The 19,850-nt window shown below is 73.2% G+C and carries 12 protein-coding genes; all 12 read left to right on the forward strand.

Annotated elements, in window-relative coordinates:
- On the forward strand, positions 1-2,585 hold a 2,585-nt coding region (locus tag I003_RS34020), incomplete at its 5' end, for an ATP-binding protein (protein ID WP_037722279.1).
- The gene (locus tag I003_RS34025) at positions 2,582-3,340 is read left to right on the forward strand and encodes a response regulator (RefSeq protein ID WP_078564593.1); all 759 of its coding nucleotides are present in this window, start codon (positions 2,582-2,584) and stop codon (positions 3,338-3,340) included. The genes I003_RS34020 and I003_RS34025, both read left to right, overlap by 4 nt.
- A 572-nt stretch (positions 3,341-3,912) precedes the next feature.
- Positions 3,913-5,382 (forward strand): sugar transferase, encoded by a 1,470-nt coding sequence (locus tag I003_RS0130195; RefSeq protein ID WP_106966373.1) that lies wholly within the window; start codon positions 3,913-3,915, stop codon positions 5,380-5,382.
- 73 nt (positions 5,383-5,455) lie between these two features.
- Positions 5,456-6,772: a nucleotide sugar dehydrogenase gene (locus I003_RS0130200; RefSeq protein ID WP_027774830.1), complete on the forward strand. Its 1,317-nt coding sequence runs from the start codon at positions 5,456-5,458 to the stop codon at positions 6,770-6,772.
- Positions 6,762-8,024, forward strand: coding sequence for a glycosyltransferase family 4 protein (locus tag I003_RS0130205; RefSeq protein WP_027774831.1), 1,263 nt, complete (start codon positions 6,762-6,764; stop codon positions 8,022-8,024). The genes I003_RS0130200 and I003_RS0130205 overlap by 11 nt, the downstream gene beginning before the upstream one ends.
- Positions 8,021-9,415, forward strand: a complete 1,395-nt coding sequence (locus I003_RS0130210) for a Wzz/FepE/Etk N-terminal domain-containing protein (RefSeq protein ID WP_027774832.1) — start codon at positions 8,021-8,023, stop codon at positions 9,413-9,415. The genes I003_RS0130205 and I003_RS0130210 overlap by 4 nt, the downstream gene beginning before the upstream one ends.
- Entirely contained in the window at positions 9,412-10,935 is a 1,524-nt protein-coding gene (locus I003_RS0130215) for a Wzz/FepE/Etk N-terminal domain-containing protein (RefSeq protein WP_027774833.1), read from the forward strand. The genes I003_RS0130210 and I003_RS0130215 overlap by 4 nt, the downstream gene beginning before the upstream one ends.
- A 6-nt stretch (positions 10,936-10,941) precedes the next feature.
- Positions 10,942-12,858 carry an asparagine synthase (glutamine-hydrolyzing) gene (gene asnB, locus I003_RS0130220; RefSeq protein WP_027774834.1) on the forward strand — a complete coding sequence of 639 codons (1,917 nt, stop codon included), beginning with the start codon at positions 10,942-10,944 and terminating at the stop codon, positions 12,856-12,858.
- On the forward strand, positions 12,855-15,047 hold the full coding sequence (locus I003_RS0130225; RefSeq protein ID WP_027774835.1) for a bi-domain-containing oxidoreductase: 2,193 nt from the start codon (positions 12,855-12,857) through the stop codon (positions 15,045-15,047). The genes asnB and I003_RS0130225 overlap by 4 nt, the downstream gene beginning before the upstream one ends.
- Positions 15,044-17,017: an alginate lyase family protein gene (locus I003_RS0130230; RefSeq protein WP_027774836.1), complete on the forward strand. Its 1,974-nt coding sequence runs from the start codon at positions 15,044-15,046 to the stop codon at positions 17,015-17,017. The genes I003_RS0130225 and I003_RS0130230 overlap by 4 nt, the downstream gene beginning before the upstream one ends.
- A 12-nt stretch (positions 17,018-17,029) precedes the next feature.
- Complete coding sequence (locus I003_RS0130235; RefSeq protein WP_027774837.1) at positions 17,030-18,544, forward strand: right-handed parallel beta-helix repeat-containing protein; 1,515 nt, start codon at positions 17,030-17,032, stop codon at positions 18,542-18,544.
- Between the two features lies 1 nt (position 18,545).
- Entirely contained in the window at positions 18,546-19,850 is a 1,305-nt protein-coding gene (locus tag I003_RS0130240; RefSeq protein WP_027774838.1) for a membrane protein, read from the forward strand.

A 19,850-nucleotide genomic window follows, 5' to 3' on the forward strand; every position in this document is an offset into this window, starting at 1 on the left:
CCACCGCCGTGGCCAATGGTGATCTGTCGAAGAAGATCGACGTGGACGCCCGCGGCGAGATCCTCGAACTCAAGACCACCCTCAACACCATGGTCGACACGCTGTCGTCGTTCTCCTCCGAGGTGACCCGCGTGGCGCGCGAGGTGGGCAGTGAAGGGCAGCTCGGCGGCCAGGCCCGGGTCGAGGGCGTGTCGGGCAACTGGAAGCGGCTGACCAGGGGCGTCAACGAACTGGCCCTGAACCTCACCACGCAGGTGCGCGCCATCGGCGAGGTGGCGAGCGCGGTGGCCAAGGGCGACATGTCGCGGTCCATCACCGTGGAGGCGCAGGGCGAGGTCGCCGACCTCAAGGACAACGTCAACCGCATGGTGTCCAACCTGCGGGAGACCACCCGCACCAAGGACTGGCTGGAGTCCAACCTGACCCGCATCGCCGGCCTGATGCAGGGCCACCGCGACATGGTGGAGGTCGCCGACCTGATCCTGCGCGAACTGGCGCCGCTGGTGAACGCGCACTCCGAGCTCTTCTTCCGGGTCGACTCCACGGCCCCGGACGGCGAGGGCCTGGAGCTGATCGCGGACTACGGGGTGGGCGGACGCGGTCGGGAGGACCTCCAGTCGGAGTCCCCGATCCGCGGGCTGATCGCCCAGGCCGTGCAGCAGAAGGAGCGGATCCTGATCGAGGACGCCCCGCAGGACTACGTGACCGTCGAGTCCGGCCTCGGGTCCGCCCCCGCCTCCAGCATCCTCATCCTGCCGATCCTCTTCGAGGACCGGCTGCTGGGGGTGATCGAGATGGCTTCGTTCAGCAAGTTCAACGAGATCCAGTTGACGTTCGTCGACCAGTTCGCACACACCATCGGCGTCTCGTTCAACACCATCCTCGCCAACGCCCGCACCGAGGCGCTGCTGTCCCAGTCGCAGCGGCTGACGTCCGAGCTGCGCACCCGCTCCGAGGAACTGCAGCAGTCCAACGCGGAGCTGGAGGAGAAGGCATCGCTGCTGGCCACGTCGTCCCAGTACAAGTCGGACTTCCTGGCGAACATGTCGCACGAGCTGCGCACCCCGCTGAACTCCCTGCTGATCCTGGCCCAACTGCTCGCCGACAACGCCGACGGAAGGCTCTCGGAGCAGGAGGTGGAGTTCGCGAGCACCATCTACCAGGCGGGATCGGACCTGCTGCGGCTCATCAACGACATCCTGGACCTGTCCAAGGTGGAGGCCGGCCGGGTCGACGTGCGCCCGCAGCGGATCCCGCTGACCAAGCTGCTCGACTACGTACGCGCCACGTTCCGGCCCCTGACCGTGGACCGGGGGCTCGGATTCGAGGTGACCGTCGCCGCCGACGTGCCGAACGAGCTTCACACCGACCAGCAGCGCATCCAGCAGGTGCTGCGCAACCTGCTCTCCAACGCGGTGAAGTTCACCAGCAGCGGCAAGGTGGAACTGCGGGTCGAACGGGTCCCGTCGGAGCAGTTCGAGGAGGACACGCTGCGCGACGCGGAGTCGGTGCTCGCCTTCTCCGTGGTGGACACCGGCATCGGTATCCCGGCCGAGAAGCTGGACGTGGTGTTCGAGGCGTTCCAGCAGTCCGACGGCACCACCAACCGCAAGTACGGCGGCACCGGGCTGGGCCTGTCCATCAGCCGGGAGATCGCCGGACTCCTCGGCGGGCGTATCGACGCCGAGAGCGAGGAGGGCGTGGGTTCGCGGTTCACCCTGTACGTACCGGCGCAGTTGCCCAGCAAGGCGCTGGCGGCGGCCTCGGGGAGTGCGATACCGCGGCTCGAACAGGCGGAACAGCGCGTGCCGGTGAAGAAGGCCGTCGCGGACCGGGTCGAACCCGGGGAGGGCCGTGCCGAGCCCTCGGCGACGGCCCCGGCCCGCGCTCCGTCCCCCGCAGCGGAGGGCGAGGCGGACCGCACCGCTGCGCCGGCCCCGGAGGCGCCGGCTCCCGCGGCGGCGGGCACGGAGGGGCCGGGGGAGCGGGAACGGGCGGACACCTGGCCGGAGACGACCCGGCTGCGCCAGTGGCTCAGCGGCCGGCCGGGCCGGGTGCTGGCCGGACGGCACATCCTCATCGTGGACGACGACATCCGCAACGTGTTCGCCCTGACCCACATGCTGGGCCGGGTCGGGATCTCCGTGAAGTACGCCGAGAACGGCCGTGAGGGCTTCGAGGTCCTGGACCGCTCCCCGGAGATCTCGCTGGTGCTGATGGACATCATGATGCCGGAGATCGACGGGTACGAGGTGATCCGGACCATCCGCGCGACGCCGCGCCTGGCCGACATCCCGATCATCGCCCTCACCGCCAAGGCCATGCCGGGTGACCGGGAGAAGGCCATCGAGGCCGGCGCGGACGGCTATGTGCCGAAGCCGGTCAACGTCGACAGGCTGCTGGCGGCGATCTACGAGCAACTCGACAAGAACGACCGCGGGGTGGACGGCCGCTCGGAGGGGGAGCGCGGGACCGCGGACCCCGGCGGCGGAGAGCCCCCGGCCGCGGAGCCGGGCCCCGCGGAATCCGGTCCCGGCGAGGACGCGCAGGGCGACGACCCGACGGCGACGGGACGGGCGGCATGACGGCCCCGGCCACCCCGACGCCGCCGCCGGTCCCCGACCCGGCCGGCATCCTCATCGTCGACGACATGGAGGAGAACCTGATCGCGCTGGCGGCGGTGCTCGGTCCGCTCGGCCAGCGCGTCGTGTTCGCCCACTCCGGTGAGGAGGCGCTGAAGGCGATGCTGCGCCAGCAGTTCGCCGTCGTCCTGCTCGACATCCTGATGCCGGGGATGGACGGCTTCGAGACCGCCGCGAACATCAAGCGTCTCGATCAGACCAAGGACGTCCCGATCATCCTGCTCACCGGGCAGGGCATCGACCCCGACTACGCCTACCGCGGCTATGCGGTGGGCGCCGCCGACTTCCTCTCCAAACCGGTCGAGCCCTGGATACTGCGCACCAAGGTCAACGTCTTTCTGGAACTGCACCGCAAGAACCGCCAACTCGCGGTGCAAGCAGAGCAGTTGCAGCGACTGGCGATCACCGGCCGGGGTGACGACGACGGGTTCGAGGAACGGCTGAGCGACGTGAGCTGGCGGCTGACGCAGGTCGAGTCGTTGCTGCGGGAGGGGCCGAACCTCACCGGTCCGGCCCTCGCCGACCGGGTCAGGAGCCTGGAGGCGGCGGTGCGCACCCTCATCCGGGGCGGTACGGACACCGCCGAGGGCGCCGGAGCGGACGAGAGCGGACAAGCCGGCGGTGGCGTGGCGCGACCGGACCGGGGCGACGCTCGCGGCGGGAGAGGTGACGGCGGCGACCGGCCGGATCACGCGTGACGCCCGGGGGTCGATTACCGGTCAAAGTACCCCGTCCCGAAGCTTCCGCCGTGTGCTTTCGTTACTGCAGGTCACCATACACCTCCTCCGCGTCATGGCCTGTGGGTGGTCGTCAGCCTCCCCGATCCGGGCGAAAAGTCTGAGTCCATATTTCATACAACCTCTCCGCATACTGGTCCCGATGGTCTAGATTGACGATGCTTCACCCGGTTGGCCGCGCGAAGCAGCCGATGTCGATCCATCGGCCCGGTGCCGCGGCGGGCCGGTAGCCGCTTCCCCGGCGCGAGCCGGGAAGGCGGTCCATGTACGGGGCCCGGGTGGGGTCTGGGGTGGGGGGTACACCCAGGGCTTCGCCGGGTTCCGGATCAACCCGGGAGTCCGGCGGGGCAGGCGAGTCCCGCTGCCCGGGCGAGTTGTTCAAGTAGCGCTGAAATACCGGGATTGTCCTTCGTGGGGAGCGGGGGTTTCCCGAGGGGTGACCATCGCGGGAGGCGACGAGCCTCCCCGGGGGGGTATCAGTGTTGAACGAACACGTGGAACCCGCCGGCGATCTGGGAAGGTCCGGCAGGCGGGTGGATGTCGTCAGCCCTTTTCCGTCGGCGCGCGGGCGTCCGGCGACCGGGGCGGGGAGCCGGTCCGCGATTCACTGGGAGCAGCGTTACCGCCGCGCCGTGATCACCAGCGATACGCTGGCCACCGCCTTCGTGGTGGCCGCGATCGGCGGCTTGTTCGGGGTCCGGGACGCGGCGGACTGGCATGAGAAGTGGGTGGTTCTCGCCTTCGGCACCGAGGTGCTGGTGCTGGGAGCGCTCGCGGTGGGCAGGGCCTGGGCTCCGGCCGTACTCGGCCAGGGCGCCGAGGAGTTCCGCAGGCTCGGACGCGCGCTGTCCACGGCGGTCGTCGTACTGGCGCTCGGTGGGATCGCCCTCACCTCGCGCAACATCAAGCTCTGGATCTTCGTCGCGATCCCGGCGATCGCGCTCGCGACCCTGACCGAGCGGTACCTGCTGCGCCTGTGGCTGTACAGACAGCGCAAAGAAGGGCGCTGCCTGCGGCCGGTGCTGGCCGCGGGGAGCCACACCACTGTCGCCGACCTGATCGCCCGGGTCCGCAGGTTCCCGCACCTCGGCTGGCGGGTGGACGCGGTGTGCACACCCGACGGTCTCGGGCCCGACGGCGACCGGGTGGAGGGAGTGCCGGTCGTCGGCCGGCTGACCGATGTCGCCGGGCACGTCCGCAACGGCGGCTACCGCGTCGTCGCGGTCACGCCGGACCCGCACTGGTCACCGGAGCGGCTCCAGCGGCTGGCCTGGGACCTCGAAGGCAGCGATGCCGAGATGGTCGTGGCCCCCGTGCTGATGGAGGTGGCCGGTCCGCGGCTGCACGTCGACGCGGTGCTCGGGATCCCGCTGCTGCGGCTCAGCATGCCGGTCTTCACCGGAGGCCGCCGGGTGGTCAAAGGGATCGTCGACCGGCTGGGTGCGATGGTCCTGCTGCTGCTGTTCGCGCCGCTGATGGTGCTCGTCGGGCTGCTGGTGCTGATGGACAGCCGGGGCGGGGTCTTCTACCGCCAGCGCAGAGTCGGCAAGGACGGCCGGGAGTTCACCATCGTCAAGTTCCGCACCATGGTCGCCGGGGCCGACGGGGCCCGAGCCGGGCTCGCCGATCGCAACGAGGGCGCGGGCCTGCTGTTCAAGCTCCGCCGGGACCCGCGGGTGACCCGGGTGGGCGCGGTGCTGCGCCGGTATTCGATCGACGAACTGCCCCAGTTGTTCAACGTGCTCAACGGCTCGATGTCGCTCGTCGGTCCGCGGCCGGGACTGCCGGAGGAGTCCGCCGCGTACGGCCCGGACCTGAGGCGGCGGCTCCTGGTCAAGCCCGGGCTCACCGGCCTGTGGCAGATCAGCGGGCGCAGCGACCTGCCGTGGGAGGAGGCCGTCCGGCTGGACCTGCGGTACGTGGAGGACTGGTCGCTCGCGCTCGACACCGTGATCTTGTGGAAGACCCTGCGCGCGGTGCTCCAGGGCCAGGGGGCCTACTGATGGGCGGGTGTGGTCGTCCGGGCGCCGCCCGGACCGCGGGCCGCACGTGCCTGCCCGGCGGGAGGAACGAGTCATGAGGGTCAGCGTCCTGGGGCTCGGCTACGTGGGCTGCGTGTCGGCCGCGTGCCTGGCCGGGCAGGGTCACGAGGTCATCGGCGTGGACGTGAACCAGGCGAAGGTCGACCTGGTCAACGCCGGCAGGACACCGGTGGTCGAGGAGGGGATCGGGCAACTGGTCGCCGGGGTCGTGCGCACCGGAGCGCTGCGCGCCACCGGTGACGTCCGCGAAGCGATCATGGATAGCGACGTGTCGCTCGTCTGCGTGGGCACGCCGTCGGAGCCCAACGGCAGCCTGTGCACCGCGTACCTGGAGCGGGTCACCGAGGAGATCGGCGCCGCGCTCGTCGAGCGGGGCGGGCGGCACACCGTCGTGTACCGCAGCACCATGCTCCCGGGTACCTGCCTGAACCTGCTGGTGCCGATCCTGGAGAAGCACACCGGCGGTACGGCCGGGGTGGACTTCGGCGTCGCGGTCAACCCGGAGTTCCTGCGCGAGGGGTCGAGCGTGCGTGATTACTTCGACCCGCCCAAGACCGTCATCGGCGAGCTGGACCCGGCGAGCGGGGACGTGGTGGCGGCGCTGTACGACGGGTTACCCGGCGAGGTGTTCCGGGTGCAGATCCCGACGGCCGAGGCGATCAAGTACGCGGACAACGCGTTCCACGGACTCAAGATCGGCTTCGCGAACGAGCTGGGTGCGGTGTGCCAGGCCCTCGGCGTGGACTCGTACCAGGTGATGGATATGTTCCTCGCCGACCGCAAGCTGAACATCAGCCCCGCCTACCTGCGGCCCGGCTTCGCCTTCGGCGGCTCCTGCCTGCCCAAGGACCTGCGCAGCCTGGTGTACGCGGCGCGGCGGGCCGATGTGTCGGTTCCCATCCTCGCCCACGTGCTGCCCTCCAACTCCGACCATCTGCAGCGGGCGGTGGAGCTGGTCGAGCGCACCGGCAAGCGCCGGGCGGGCCTGTTCGGGCTCTCCTTCAAACCCGGCACGGACGACCTGCGGGAGAGCCCGCTCGTCGAACTGGCCGAGAGGCTCTTCGGCAAGGGCTACGACCTGCGGATCTACGACGCCAACGTGAACCTCTCCCGGCTGCTCGGCGCGAACCGCGCGTACATCGAGACCCGGCTGCCGCACCTCGCGCAGTTGCTCGCGAACTCCGTCGGCGAGGTGCTCGACCACGCCGAGGTGTGCCTGATCGGGACCAGGGATCCGGCCGTGCTGGCGGCGCTGCCCCGCGGCGGAGGACCGGTGCTCATCGACCTCGTCCGCCTGCCCGACGCCGAAGAGCGCCGGGCCGAACCGGAGTACGTGGGCCTTGCCTGGTGACGCGGCCGGCGGCGGGAAGGGCCGTCGCGCGCTGGTTCTGGTGGAGAACCTGTCGGTGCCGTTCGACCGGCGGGTGTGGCAGGAGTGCACGACGCTGCGCGACGCGGGCTGGGAGGTGCACGTCATCTGCCCCCGGGGCAGCGGCCGGGACACGGAGGCGGAAGCGGAGGTCGACGGGGTACGGATCCACCGCTACCCCCTGCGCGCGGCCACCGGGGGTCCGGCGGGCTATCTGCGGGAGTACGGGGCGGCGCTGTGGCATACGCTCCGGCTGGCCCGCACGGTCGGCCCGGTCGACGTCGTCCACGCCTGCAACCCGCCCGACCTGCTCTTCCTGCCGGCCCTGTGGCTCAAGAGACGCGGCGCAAGGTTCGTCTTCGACCAGCACGACCTGGTACCCGAGCTGTACCTCTCCCGGTTCGGCCGCGGCGAGGACCGGCTCTACCGCGCCGTGTGCGCGCTGGAACGGCGGACCTACCGGGCCGCGGACGTCGTGCTCGCCACGAACGAGAGCTACCGGGACGTCGCGCTGCGCCGTGGCGGACTGCGGCCGGAGGACGTCTTCGTCGTACGCAGCGCACCCGACACCGACCGGTTCCGCCCGGTGCCGCCCGAGCCGGAGCTGAAGCGCGGCAAGCCGCATCTGCTGTGCTACCTCGGGGTCATGGGCCCGCAGGACGGCGTCGACTACGCCCTGCGGGCCCTGGCCAGGCTGCGCGACGAACAGGGGCGGACCGACTGGCACGCGGTGTTCGTCGGCGCCGGCGACACCTTCGACGCGATGGTGGCGCTGTCCCGGCGGCTCGGCCTGTCGCAGCAGGTGCAGTTCACCGGGCGGGTCCCGGACGCCGACCTGGTGCGCTACCTGTCCACCGCGGACGTGTGCCTGTCGCCCGACCCGCCCAATCCGCTCAACGACGTCTCGACCATGAACAAGGTGCTGGAGTACATGGTGATGGGCCGGCCGATCGTCTCGTTCGACCTGCGGGAGGCGCGGGTGTCCGCCGGCGACGCCGCGGTTTATGCGGCGGCCGGCGACGAGGCCGAATTCGCCGGGCTTCTGGCCCTGCTGCTGGACGATCCCGAGCGGCGGGCCCGTATGGGCCGGGCCGGACGGGAGCGGATCAGCGGGCCGCTTTCCTGGCGCAACTCCCAGCGGGCGCTGCTCGCCGCCTACTCCGCCGCCTGCGGTGACCACACTCCGGCGGCGCAGGGCCGCACGCCGGCGACCGGGAGGAGGCGGCGCCGTTGAGCGACGACACCATACGTCTGGTCACGCTCGGCCGGATCCTCCGCCGGCGCCGGCGGCTGCTCGTCGTCCTCGCCGCGGCGGGCGCACTCGTCGGCTTCGGCGCCTCCGTGCTCTTCCCGCCGCGGTACGCGACGTCGGCGTCCGTGCTGCTGCCGGGGCAGTGGGAGGAGCGCGAGCTGCTGACGCAGGCGGAGATCGCGACCAGCTCCGCGGTCGCCGACCGCACGGCCGCCGTGCTCGACTGGCCCGGCGTCGGCGGCGACGACCTGCGGGACCGGGTGAGCGCCGAGACCGCGGAGGGGAACATCATCGACATCTCGGGTACGGCCCGTTCCCCGGAGCGCGCCCAGCAGCTCTCCGACGAGGTGGCCCGGCAGTTCGTCGCGTACGCCGCGCGGATCGCGGGCGACGGCACCGGCACCGAGGCGGCGGAGCGGCCCGAGGCGCTGCGGGACCTCGTGGTGCAGACCGGTCGCCGCATCACCGACCTGGCCCGGGCGACGGATCCGGGCGAGACCGTGGAGAGCGTCCAGGCCCGCACCGAGCTGGAACAACTGCGCAGTTCGCTGGAGGAGGCCATGGACGACCTGGAGCAGGCCGACTCGCGGACCGACAGATCCGGCATGGTCGTGATGGGCCCGGCGGCCCGGCCCGCCGGCGAGGCACCGCCGACCCGGGTGCAGCTCATCAGCGCCGGGGCGCTGCTGTTCTTCCTGGCCGGGATCGCCGGCCACCTCGCCGCGGCGCGGGCGAGCCGCCGGGCACGTACCGCACCGGAGATCGCCGCGGCGCTGGGCGCCTCGCCGCTGGGCACGGTCGACGTACCCGGTGAGCACACCGTGCGGCGCCGGCCGGACGGCCGCGATCCGTGGGCCCGGCTCCGCCGGCTGCTGGGCACCGACACCCGGTGGGACATCCCGCCCCCGCAGACGTCCGGCGACGAGGAGAGCAGACGGATCCGCTACCGGCGGGTGTGCACACGCCTGCGGGACCGGCTGCCGCCCGGACGGCGGCTGCTGGCCGTCGTCCCGGAGGGCGACGGGACCGGCCGCGGGGCCGCCGAGAGGCTGGCCACCGAGTGCGCGGGCGATGCCTCCCGGAACGCCGGCGCACCCCCCGTGCTGCACGTCGCGGAGGTCCCGGTGTCCCGGCCCACGGTGCCGGACCGTACGGCCGAGTCCGGGGCCCTGGTCGTGCTCAGCGCGGGCCAGTGGACCGCGGGGGAGCTGGCGGGCATCGCCGAGGCGTGCGCGGACGCGGGGCACGAGGTCGTCGGCTTCGTCGTCGCCGACGCGGTCCGGGCCCGTACGACGCGCTCCGGCGTCCGTCCTCCCCGGCAGGCCGCGACGGCGGTCGCGGCGGGCGACGGCGCGAGGGGAGGCGCACGGTGACGGCGGGCACGACGCCGGACTCCCCGGCGGCAGCGCCGCTGGTGGACCTGCACGCGCTGGTGGCGGCGGTGCGCAGGCGCCGGCGCCTGTGGTACTCCACCGCGCTGCTGGGACTGCTCGCCGGCGCGGCGCTGGCGGTACTGCTGCCGCCCCCGCCGACCGCGGTGACCACGGTGCTGGTCGCGCACACACAGGATCAGCCGACCGACCCCGGCACGCTGATCCGCACCGACGTCGCGCTGCTGCGGACCACCCGGATCGCGGGCGAGGCCCTGAAATCCCTCGGATCGGCGGAACGCCCCGAGGACTTCATGGGTGACTACCGGGGGTCCGGCGTGACCAACAACCTGCTGCGGATCGAGGCGACCGGCGCCGACGACGCCCAGGCGGTGGCCCGCGCCGGGGCGCTGGCCGACGCGTTCGTCGCCGACCACGTGCGGCGGCTGCGGGAAGCCGCGGACGCCGAAGCCAGGACCCTGCTCGACGAGCGGGACAAGATGCGCGACGAACTCGCCGAGGTCAACGAATCGATCGGAGAGGCGGAGGAGAGCGACCCGGACGCGGCGGCGAACATGGAGTCGCTCTTCGCCCGCCGGGCCGAACTCACCTCGCGCATCGAGGACTTCGATCAGCGCGCGGCGGAAGCCCACATCGGCACGCCGCAACTCGTCGCCGGCACGCAGGTCGTGGACGCGGCGCGCGCGGTCGGGCACTCACCGCTCGCGTCGGCCGCCACCCACGCCGGGATCGGGGTGGTCCTCGGGCTCGTCCTGGGGCTGGCGCTGGCCGCGGTCGGTTCGGTGGTGGCCGACCGCCCGGTGCTGCGCCGGGAGATCGCGGCGAACCTGGGCGCCTCGGTCATCGCGGAGCTGCCCCGCACGCGCCGGCGGCCGGCCGGGAGGTGGGAGAGCAGGCGGATACGGGCGGCGCGGGCACGGCTCACCACGATGCTGGCCCGCACCGTGCGCGGCTCGGCGGAGCCGGTCTCGCTGCTGGAACTCGGCTGCGCGCGCAGCGCGAGCGCGGTGGCCCTGGAGCTCGCCCGGGCCCTGGCGAGGGAGGGGCCGGTCGCGCTCGTCGACGGGCTGCCCGGCCAGCAGCTCGCCCACCGCCGCCCGCGGCCCGGGGATCCGCCGGTGATCGGCGGCGGAGAGGCCGACGCCGTGCCGCACCGGGAGCGGCGGGTCGGCGTCGGCTCGATCGGGTGTGGTACGGCATGGACCGACCTGCGGTACCTGGGCGCCCGCAGCGTGCTCGTCGTGCGCGCCGGGCACGGCAGCGCCGCGTGGCTGCACACCGTGGCGAGGCAACTCGCGGACCTGCGCATCGCGGTGATCGGCGTGGTGCTCGTCGACCCCGATCCGCGGGACCGCACCGACGGCACGCTGTGGGACGGCCCGCAGACGGCGCTGCGCGCCACCTACCCCTGGCCGGTCTCCCGGAACGGGGCGGACAGGCGGAGCGCCGAGGGGCCGTCCCTCCCGGCCGCACAGATCCCCGACAGCGGCCAGGAGGTGTGAGAGGGCATGTGCGGCATCGCAGGCACGTACCGCTGGCCGGACGGAAAGGCCGTGACCGACCGCCTGACCGGGACCCTCGCCCACCGCGGTCCGGACGGGTCCGGCCGCTACAGCCACCGCGCCGGTGACCGCGACGTGCACCTCGGGCACCGCCGGCTGGCCATCCTCGACCTGTCCGAGACCGGCGCGCAGCCGATGGTCTCGGACGGTCTCGCCCTGACGTACAACGGCGAGCTGTACAACGCGCCCGCGCTGCGCGCCGAACTGGCGGCGGCCGGGGTGCGTTTCCGCGGCACCTCCGACACCGAGGTGCTGCTGCAGGCGTGGCGGCGCTGGGGGACGGACTGTCTGCCCCGGCTGCGCGGCATGTTCGCGTTCGGGGTCTTCGACGAGCGGACCGGTGACCTGGTCCTCGTCCGCGACCATCTGGGCATCAAGCCGCTGTTCCTCCTCCGGCGCGGTACGGGCCTGGTGTTCGCCTCCGAACTCAAGGCGCTGGCCGCGGTGACCGGCGGGTCGCTCCAGGTCGACCATGCGGCGCTGGTGGCCTCGCTGCTCTACTACTGGGTCCCGGATTCGCGCTGCGCGTACCGCGGGGCGGAGAAGCTGCCCCCGGGGAGCTGGCTCAGGTGCCGGCCCGACGGCCGAACGGAGCGCGGCCGGTTCTGGCATCTGAAGGATGTCGCCGCCGAGGGCCGGGAACGGGCCCGCAGCGGTGAGCGGCCCGACCTGGCCGCCGTCGTCGAGGAGTCCACCCGGCGGCACCTGCTCTCCGACGTGCCCGTGGCGGCCTTCCTCTCCGGCGGCCTCGACTCCAGCCTCCTGACCGCGCTGGCGGCCCGGCACCGACCGGGGATCTCCGCGTACACGATCGGGTTCCGCGCCGAGGACGCCAGGTTCGAGGCGATGCCGGACGACCTGCGCCACGCCCGGCGGGTCGCCGCGCGGTTCGGCGTCGATCTGCACGAGATCGAGATCGCGCCGGACGTACTCGACCTGCTGCCGCGGATGACGTACCACCTGGACGAGCCGATCGGCGACCCCGCCGCGATCAACACCTTCCTGATCTGCTCGGCCGCCCGGGACGCCGGGATCAAGGTGATGCTCTCCGGGATGGGCGCCGACGAGCTGTTCGCGGGGTACCGCAAGCACCGCGCCAACCTGATCGCGCTGCGCTACCAGCGCGTCCCGGCGCCGCTGCGGCGCACGGTGGCCGCGGCCGTGCACCGGCTGCCCGTGGCCACGGCCCGCCGCGGCTACCGGTCGGTGCGCTTCGCCCAGCGGTTCCTCTCCTTCGCCGAGCTGCCGGAGGAGACCGCGTTCCGGCGCAGCTACACCATGTACGACCGGGACGAGCTGGTCGCCCTGATCGACCCCGACCTGGCCGGGACGGTCGACGACGTGCTCACCGAGCACGCGGACCTCTACGCGGACAACGACCTCGACGACTTCGTCAACCGCATGTGCCTGGGCGATGCCCGGATGTTCCTGCCGGGCCTGAACCTCGCCTACACGGACCGGTCGAGCATGGCCGCGTCGACCGAGGTGCGGGTGCCGTACGTGGACGTCGACGTGGTCGAGGCGGCGTTCAGCGTGCCCGGCGACCGCAAGATCGTCGGACGGCAGGGCAAGGCGGTGCTCAAGGAGGCCGCGGTACAGACCCTGCCCCGGGAGGTCGTCTACCGGCCCAAGGGCCTCTTCAGCGCCCCGCTGCGCGCCTGGATGAGCCGGGATCTGGCGCCGCTGGTGCGGGAGGTGGTGCACGACGGCGTGCTCGTGCGTTCCGGATTCCTGCGCCGCGACGCGCTGGCGCGGCTCGTCGCCGAGGACGCGGCCGGGCGGCGGGATTACTCCAAGCATCTGTGGCACGTGCTGACCCTCGAGTACTGGTATCGCGGCGCGACCTCTGGGGAGTTCGGGTGAAACAGGTTGTTCAGAACTACAGGAGCGGCGAGCTGGCCCTGCTGGACGTGCCGGTACCGGGATGCAAACCGGGCGGGGTCCTGGTGCGGACCGCCTACTCGCTGATCTCCACCGGAACCGAGCTGATGAAGGTGGACGAGGCGGGCATGTCGATGCTGGGCAAGGCCCGTTCCCGGCCGGATCAGGTGGCCAGGGTGGTGCAGAGCGTCGCGGCCAGCGGTGTGCCCGCGACATACCGCAAGGTGATGGGCAAGCTGGACTCCTACACGCCGCTGGGCTACTCGCTGTGCGGCGTCGTCGAGCGGACCGGGGCCGGGATCGACGAGGTGAAGGCCGGCGACCTCGTGGCCTGCGCCGGCAACGAACACGCGCTGCACGCCGAGCTGAACTGGGTGCCGAAGAACCTCTACGCCCCCGTGCCCGGCGGTCTCGCGCCGCGGCACGCGGCCTTCGGCACCGTGGGGGCGATAGCGCTCCAGGGCGTCCGCCGGGGCGAGCCGCGGCTCGGCGATGTGGCGCTGGTCGTCGGCCTCGGGCTGATCGGGCAGCTCGTGGTGCAGTTGCTGGCCGCGTCGGGGGTCCGCGTCGTGGGAGCCGACCCCGATCCGGTGCGCTGCGACGTCGCCGCGGGTCTGGGCGCCGTGGCCTGCGGCGATCCCGGGTCCACGGCCCTGGACGCGGCCGTCGCCGAACTGACCGGCGGGCAGGGCGTGGATCAGGTGTACCTGGCCGCCGCCGGCGGCGGCAACCAGCCCGTCGAGCTGGCCGCCCGGCTCAGCCGCGACCGCGGCAGGGTCGTCGACATCGGGAAGTGCCGGCTGGACCTGCCGTGGAACGCGTACTACGAGAAGGAGCTGGACGTCCGGTTCTCCCGCTCGTACGGCCCGGGGCGCTACGACCCCGCGTACGAGCTGGAGGGCCGGGACTACCCGATCGGCTACGTGCGCTGGACCGAGCGCCGCAACCTGGCCTGCTTTCTCGACCTCCTCGCCCGCGGGCGCGTCGACGTGGAGCCCCTGGTCTCCCACATCGCCGACTTCGGGGACGCCGTCGAGACGTACCGGCGCCTGCAGGACGGCGGCCTCAGGGCCGTGGCCGTGCTGTTCCGCTACCCCGGGCACGCGGGGAAGGCGGAGCCCCCGGCCGTGACCGTTCCCGCGGCGGGCACGCGACGCGACGCCCGCGTGGCCGCTCCCGTCCGGTCCGCCGGAACGCCCGTGCGGCTGGCATTCGTCGGCGCGGGGAACTACGCGACGTCGATGCTGTTGCCGCATCTGGCACGGCGCGACGGCGTCGCGCTCTCCTCGGTCGTGACCACGACGGCGCTCTCCGCGGCCAACGCGAAGCGGAAGTTCGGCTTCGCCGAGGCGACCACCGACCTCGACACCGTGCTCGAAGACCCTTCGGTGGACGCGGTGTTCGTGGTCACCCGGCACAGCTCGCACGCCGAGCTGACCCGCCGGGCACTGCTGGCCGGCAAGGCGGTGTTCGTCGAGAAGCCGCTGGCCCTGACCGGGGACGAGCTGGCCGGCGTGCTCGCGGCGGTGGACGAGTCCGGCAACGACCGGCTGCAGGTGGGCTTCAACCGCCGGTTCGCGCCGCTGCTGCGGGAGGCCAGAAAGCGGTTCGGCGTCCGGCAGGGCCCGGCGAGCCTGCGCTACCTGGTCAACGCCGGCCGGCTGGAGAAGGGCAGTTGGTATCTCCGGCAGGACACCGAGGGCTCGCGGTTCGCCGGCGAGGGCGGGCACTTCATCGACACGGCGAGCTGGCTGCTCGGCGCCGACCCGGTCTCGGTGTACGCGCTCACCCCGCCCGGCGGCGACCACCTCCAGGCCGTGCTGGCCTACCCGGACGGATCCACCGCCGCCATCGGCTACGTGACCACCGGCCCGCCCGGCTTCCCCAAGGAGACCCTGGACCTGGTCGCGGACGGCAAAGTGCTGCGGCTCGACGACTTCGTGCGCGCGGCCGTCCACGAGGGCCGCCGCACGCGGCGGGTCGGCTCCCGGCTGCCGCGGGCCCGGGACAAGGGCCAGCGGGCCCAACTCGATGCATTCCTCCACGCCGTGCGGACCGGCGGCCCGATGCCGGTGCCGCTGGATTCGCTCGCCGCCACCACGGCGGCCACCCTTGCCGTGCGGACCGCACTCGCCGGCGGCGCACCGGTGACGCTGGCGAGGCCGCGATGACCCCGGCCCAGGGGAGCGCGGGCTGGTACCTCCGGCGGCTGTCCCGGATGGGGCCGCGGGAGGTCGCCGGCCGGGTGGCGGACGCGGTACGCAGACGGCGGTGGCGATCGGCGCCGCCCGGCCGCCCCGACGTGGCCGGCGCCCGGTTCACCGCGGCACTGCCCGCGGGGGCGCTCGCCGCCGTGCCGCCGGACGCGGCGAAGCGTCTGGTGGCCGAGGCGGACCGGCTGATGGACGGGCACGCCGAGTTCTTCGGGGTGGCCCGCGACGACCTCGCCGACCCGGACTGGTGGCACGACCCGAGGACCGGGCGCCGGGCCCCGTCGTGCCATGCGTTCGACGTGCCGTACCGGAACGAGGAGGAAGCCGGGGACGTCAAGCAGCTCTGGGAGCTGTCCCGGCACCAGTACCTCACCGTGCTCGCCACCGCCTACGCCCTCACCGGGAACGACCGGTACGCCGAGCGGACGGCCGGGCACCTGCGGTCGTGGTGGGCGGCCAACCCGCCGCTGCACGGCGTGCACTGGACCAGCGGCATCGAACTGGGCATCCGGCTGCTGTCCTGGGTGTGGATACGCCGGCTGCTCGACGGCTGGCCGGGCGCGGCCGGGCTGTTCGAGGAGAACCCGGCGGCGCTGGACCAGATCTGGCACCACCAGCGCTGGCTGGCCGCATTCCCCAGCCGGGGGTCCTCGGCGAACAACCACGCCGTCGCCGAGGCCGCCGGGCAGTTCGCCGCGGCCTGCGCCTTCGGGTGGTTCCCCGACTCGGCGCGCTGGCGGACCGCCGCGCTCACGTCGCTGGCGCGGCATCTGCGGGCCAACACCTTCGGCTCCGGCCTCAACCGCGAGCTGGCCACCGAGTACCACGGGCTGGTGCTGGAACTCGGCCTCGCCGCGCTGGCCGAGGCGGACGCCACGGGCGTGCGGGTACCGGCGCCCATCCGGCAGGTGCTGCTGCGGATGACCGACGCGCTCGCGGCCGTCGTGGACGACCGGCTGCGCCCGCCGCGCCAGGGGGACGCGGACGACGGCCACGGCCTGGTCGTGGACGGTGCGGGCACCGACCGCTGGGCCTCGCTGCTGGCGACCGGGGACGCCGTGTTCGGCAGGCTCCGCTGGTGGCCGGCCGCGACCGGCACCGACGTACGCACCCCGCTGCTGGCCGCACTCATCCGGCCGTACGCGACGACGGACACCGCACGGGCCGTGGCCCGCCCCGCGAGCCGGCCGGCCCATCTCGCCGACGCGGGGCTGACCATCCTGCGCGGTCCCGGCGGGATCTGGTGCCGCTGCGACGGCGGTCCGCACGGCTTCCTGTCCATCGCCGCGCACGCCCACGCCGACGCGCTGTCGGTGGAGGTCCGGCACGACGGGGTCGACGTGCTCGCCGACCCCGGGACGTTCTGCTACCACGGGCAGCCCGAGTGGCGGCGGTACTTCCGCTCGACCCTCGCGCACAACACCCTGCGGCTGGACGGCGCCGACCAGTCCGTCTCCGGCGGCCCGTTCCTGTGGACCCGGCATGCCCGCAGCCGCGTCCTGGCCGCCGACACCTCCGGCGATCCGGCCCTGTGGTGTGCCGAGCACGACGGTTACGGGCGCGCAGCGCACCGCCGCCGGGTGGAGCTGACCGCCGCGCGCAGGGAACTGCGGGTGGTCGACGAGGTACGCGGCCCGCGCCGCTCCGTGCACCTGGCGTTCCACCTCGGCCCGGCGATCGCCGCGGAGCTGGCGGGGGACCGGGCGGTACTCACCTGGTCCCGGGACGGCGAGGAGCGCTCCGCGGTACTCGACCTGCCCGGCCGGCTGCGCTGGCGCGCGCACCGCGGCGAGACCGACCCGCCGCTGGGCTGGTACTCCGCCGGCTTCGGGCGCAGGGAGCCCGCCACCACGCTGGTCGGCTCCGGCTCCACCGACGGCACCGCGGAACCGCAGGAGTTCACCACCGTACTCAGGTTCCACGGCTAGGGAGGGCACGTGGTGATCACATGGCGGCCCCGGGCCTGGGCGGCGGCACTGGCCGCGGTCCTGCTGGCGACCGGCTGCTGGGACACGGCGGACGACCGGGAGGACCCGGGCCCCGCGCCGTCCCCCGCGCCCGTGGCCCGGGTGTGCGCCGAGCCCGCGGCCGGGCCGGCGCGGGCGCCGGCGGGCGCGGTGACGGTCGATCCCGCGGTGGTCGGCGATCTGGCGGCGAAGACGGCGAGCAGCCCCGCGCACACCACGTTCTGGCTGCGGCCGGGCACGCACCGGCTGGAGCCGGACCGCTACGCCCAGGTCGTCCCCAAGGAGGGAAACACCTACCTCGGCGCGCCGGGGGCGGTGCTGGAGGGCCGGAAAACCAACCAGTACGCGTTCGGAGGCACGGCCCCCGACGTCACCCTCCGCCACCTGACCGTGCAGGGGTTCGTCGCGCCGCACAACGAGGGCGTGGTCAACCACGACTCGGCCGACGGGTGGGTGATCGAGCACGCGACGATCCGCGACAACTCCGGCGCCGGGCTGATGGCCGGTGCCCGCCAGCAGGTCCGCGCCAGTTGCCTGCGCGGCAACGGCCAGTACGGCATGAACGCGTACAAGGCCGGTGACGGCATCCGCGACCTGGTGGTCGAGGGCAACGAGATCACGGGCAACAACACCGGCGACTGGGAGCGGCGCAGGCCGGGCTGCGGCTGCACGGGCGGGGTCAAGTTCTGGGCCGTCGACGGCGCCGACGTACGCGGCAACTGGGTGCACGACAACCGCGGAACCGGGTTGTGGGCGGACAACAACAACAACGACTTCCGGATCGAGGACAACGTCCTGGAGGCCAACGACGGCGCCGCGCTGATGTACGAGACCAGCTACAACGCGGTCATCCGCCACAACCTGATCCGTCGGAACAACTGGGTCGAGGGCCGCAGGAACGCCGACCGCGGCGACGACTTCCCGTACGCCACCGTCTACGTGTCCGAGTCCGGGGGCGAACCCCGCGTCCGCGCCCGTACCGACAAGATCGAGATCTACCGGAACGTGCTGGAGGACAACTGGTCGGGGATCACCCTCTGGGAGAACGCCGACCGGTTCTGCAACAGCCCGGCCAACACCTCGACCGGCGAATGCACGTTACTGGTGCCGGACACCGACCGCTGCGTACGGCCGGCGATCGCCACCGCACCGCTCTACTCCGACTGCCGGTGGAAGACCCAGCGGGTGGACATCCACGACAACCGCTTCGTGCTGGACACGTCAGTCGTCGGGTGCGCGACGGGGTGCGGGCGCATGGCGGTGCTGGCCAACTACGGCACGTACCCCGACTGGTCGCCGTACAAGGGCGAGCGGGTGGCCGAGGCGGTCACCGGCAAGCAGCACAACCGCTGGCACGACAACACCTACCGCGGACCGTGGAGCTTCGTCGCCGGGGACCAGGGCCGGGAACTCGACTTCGAGCAGTGGCAGGGCGTGCCGCACCGGCAGGACACGGGCAGCACCCTCGATCCGCGGGCCGGTGGCTGAGATGGGCGGGGAGCCGGCGCGCGGTGGGCCGCCGGGCGGACCGGAGGCGACGGGCACGCCGCCCGGCGCGGACCCGCGTCCCGCCCGCCCACCGAAGACCGTGGGGATCGTCTGGGGGCTGCTGGGCCTCAACACCCTCGGCTCGGCCGGGGCGCAGACCATCGTCTCCCTGCCCCGCTCCCTCATCCAGATGGTCACCATGGGCGCACTGGCCGCCGCGTTCGCGCTGGCGCTCGTGATCAACCTCCGGCTGCGCATCCGGCCCAGTGCCTTCGTGTTCCTGCTCACCCTGCTGCTGGTGCCGAGTGTGATCTCCAGCGTGGACCTGGAGTCCGGGTTCGGTGCGCTCTTCCGCTGCGCCCGGCTGGCGCTCTTCGTCGCCACCCTGTGGCTGCTCAGCCGCTGGTGGGACGGCGGCCTCACGTTCGTCCGGAGCCATATCCGGATGTACGTCGCGGTGCTCGTGTCGGTGGCCGCCGGTCTGGCCGTCTCGCCGGGGACGGCCATGCCCGACCTCTACGGCGGCCGGCTGGTGGGCGCGCTCTGGCCGCTCACGCCGCCGCAGATCGGCCAGTACGCCGCGGTGGTCATCGGGCTGACCGTGCTGCTCGTGCTGGGCCGCCGGACCACCGGGACCGCCGCGGCGGTCGTCGTCCTGCCCGCCGGCGTCCTGCTCGTCCTGAGCCACACCCGCACGGCGACGGTCGGCCTGCTCGCCGGGCTGACGCTGGCGATCGGTTCGCTCCTGCTGACCAGCGCCGCCGCCCGCCGGTTCTTCGCCTGGACGGTGCTGTGCGCCGCGGTGGCCGCGGTGTGGTTCGCCTCCGCGGTGCAGACGTGGTTCCTGCGCGGTCAGAGCGAGGAGAACTTCTCCAGCCTCACCGGCCGCGCCAAGGTCTGGGACGCCCTGCTGGCAGCGCCCCGGACGACCTCGGAGCGGCTGTTCGGCGTGGGACTGGGCGACAAGTCGTACGACGGGCTGCCCATCGACAACAGCTGGCTCGCCGCCTACCACGAGCAGGGCCTGACGGGCGCCGCCGTCGTGGCGGCGGTCGTCGTGGTGCTGGGCGGAGTCGCCCTGCTGCGGCCTCCGTCGCTGCCGAGGGCCTGCGCGATCTTCCTGATCAGCTACTGCGCGATCTCGTCGTACACCGAGGCCGGTCTCGGCGACGCCTCGCCGTACCTGCTGCACCTGGCCGTGGCCGCCTCGCTGCTGGCGACGCCCCCTGCGGCCGGCTCCCCTGCGGCGCTCCCGGTTCCGCGGCACCGGGTGCCGCGCCGGGCCCGGGGATCGGAGATGAGCTGA

It is taken from the genome of Streptomyces sp. CNQ329 (assembly GCF_000482585.1).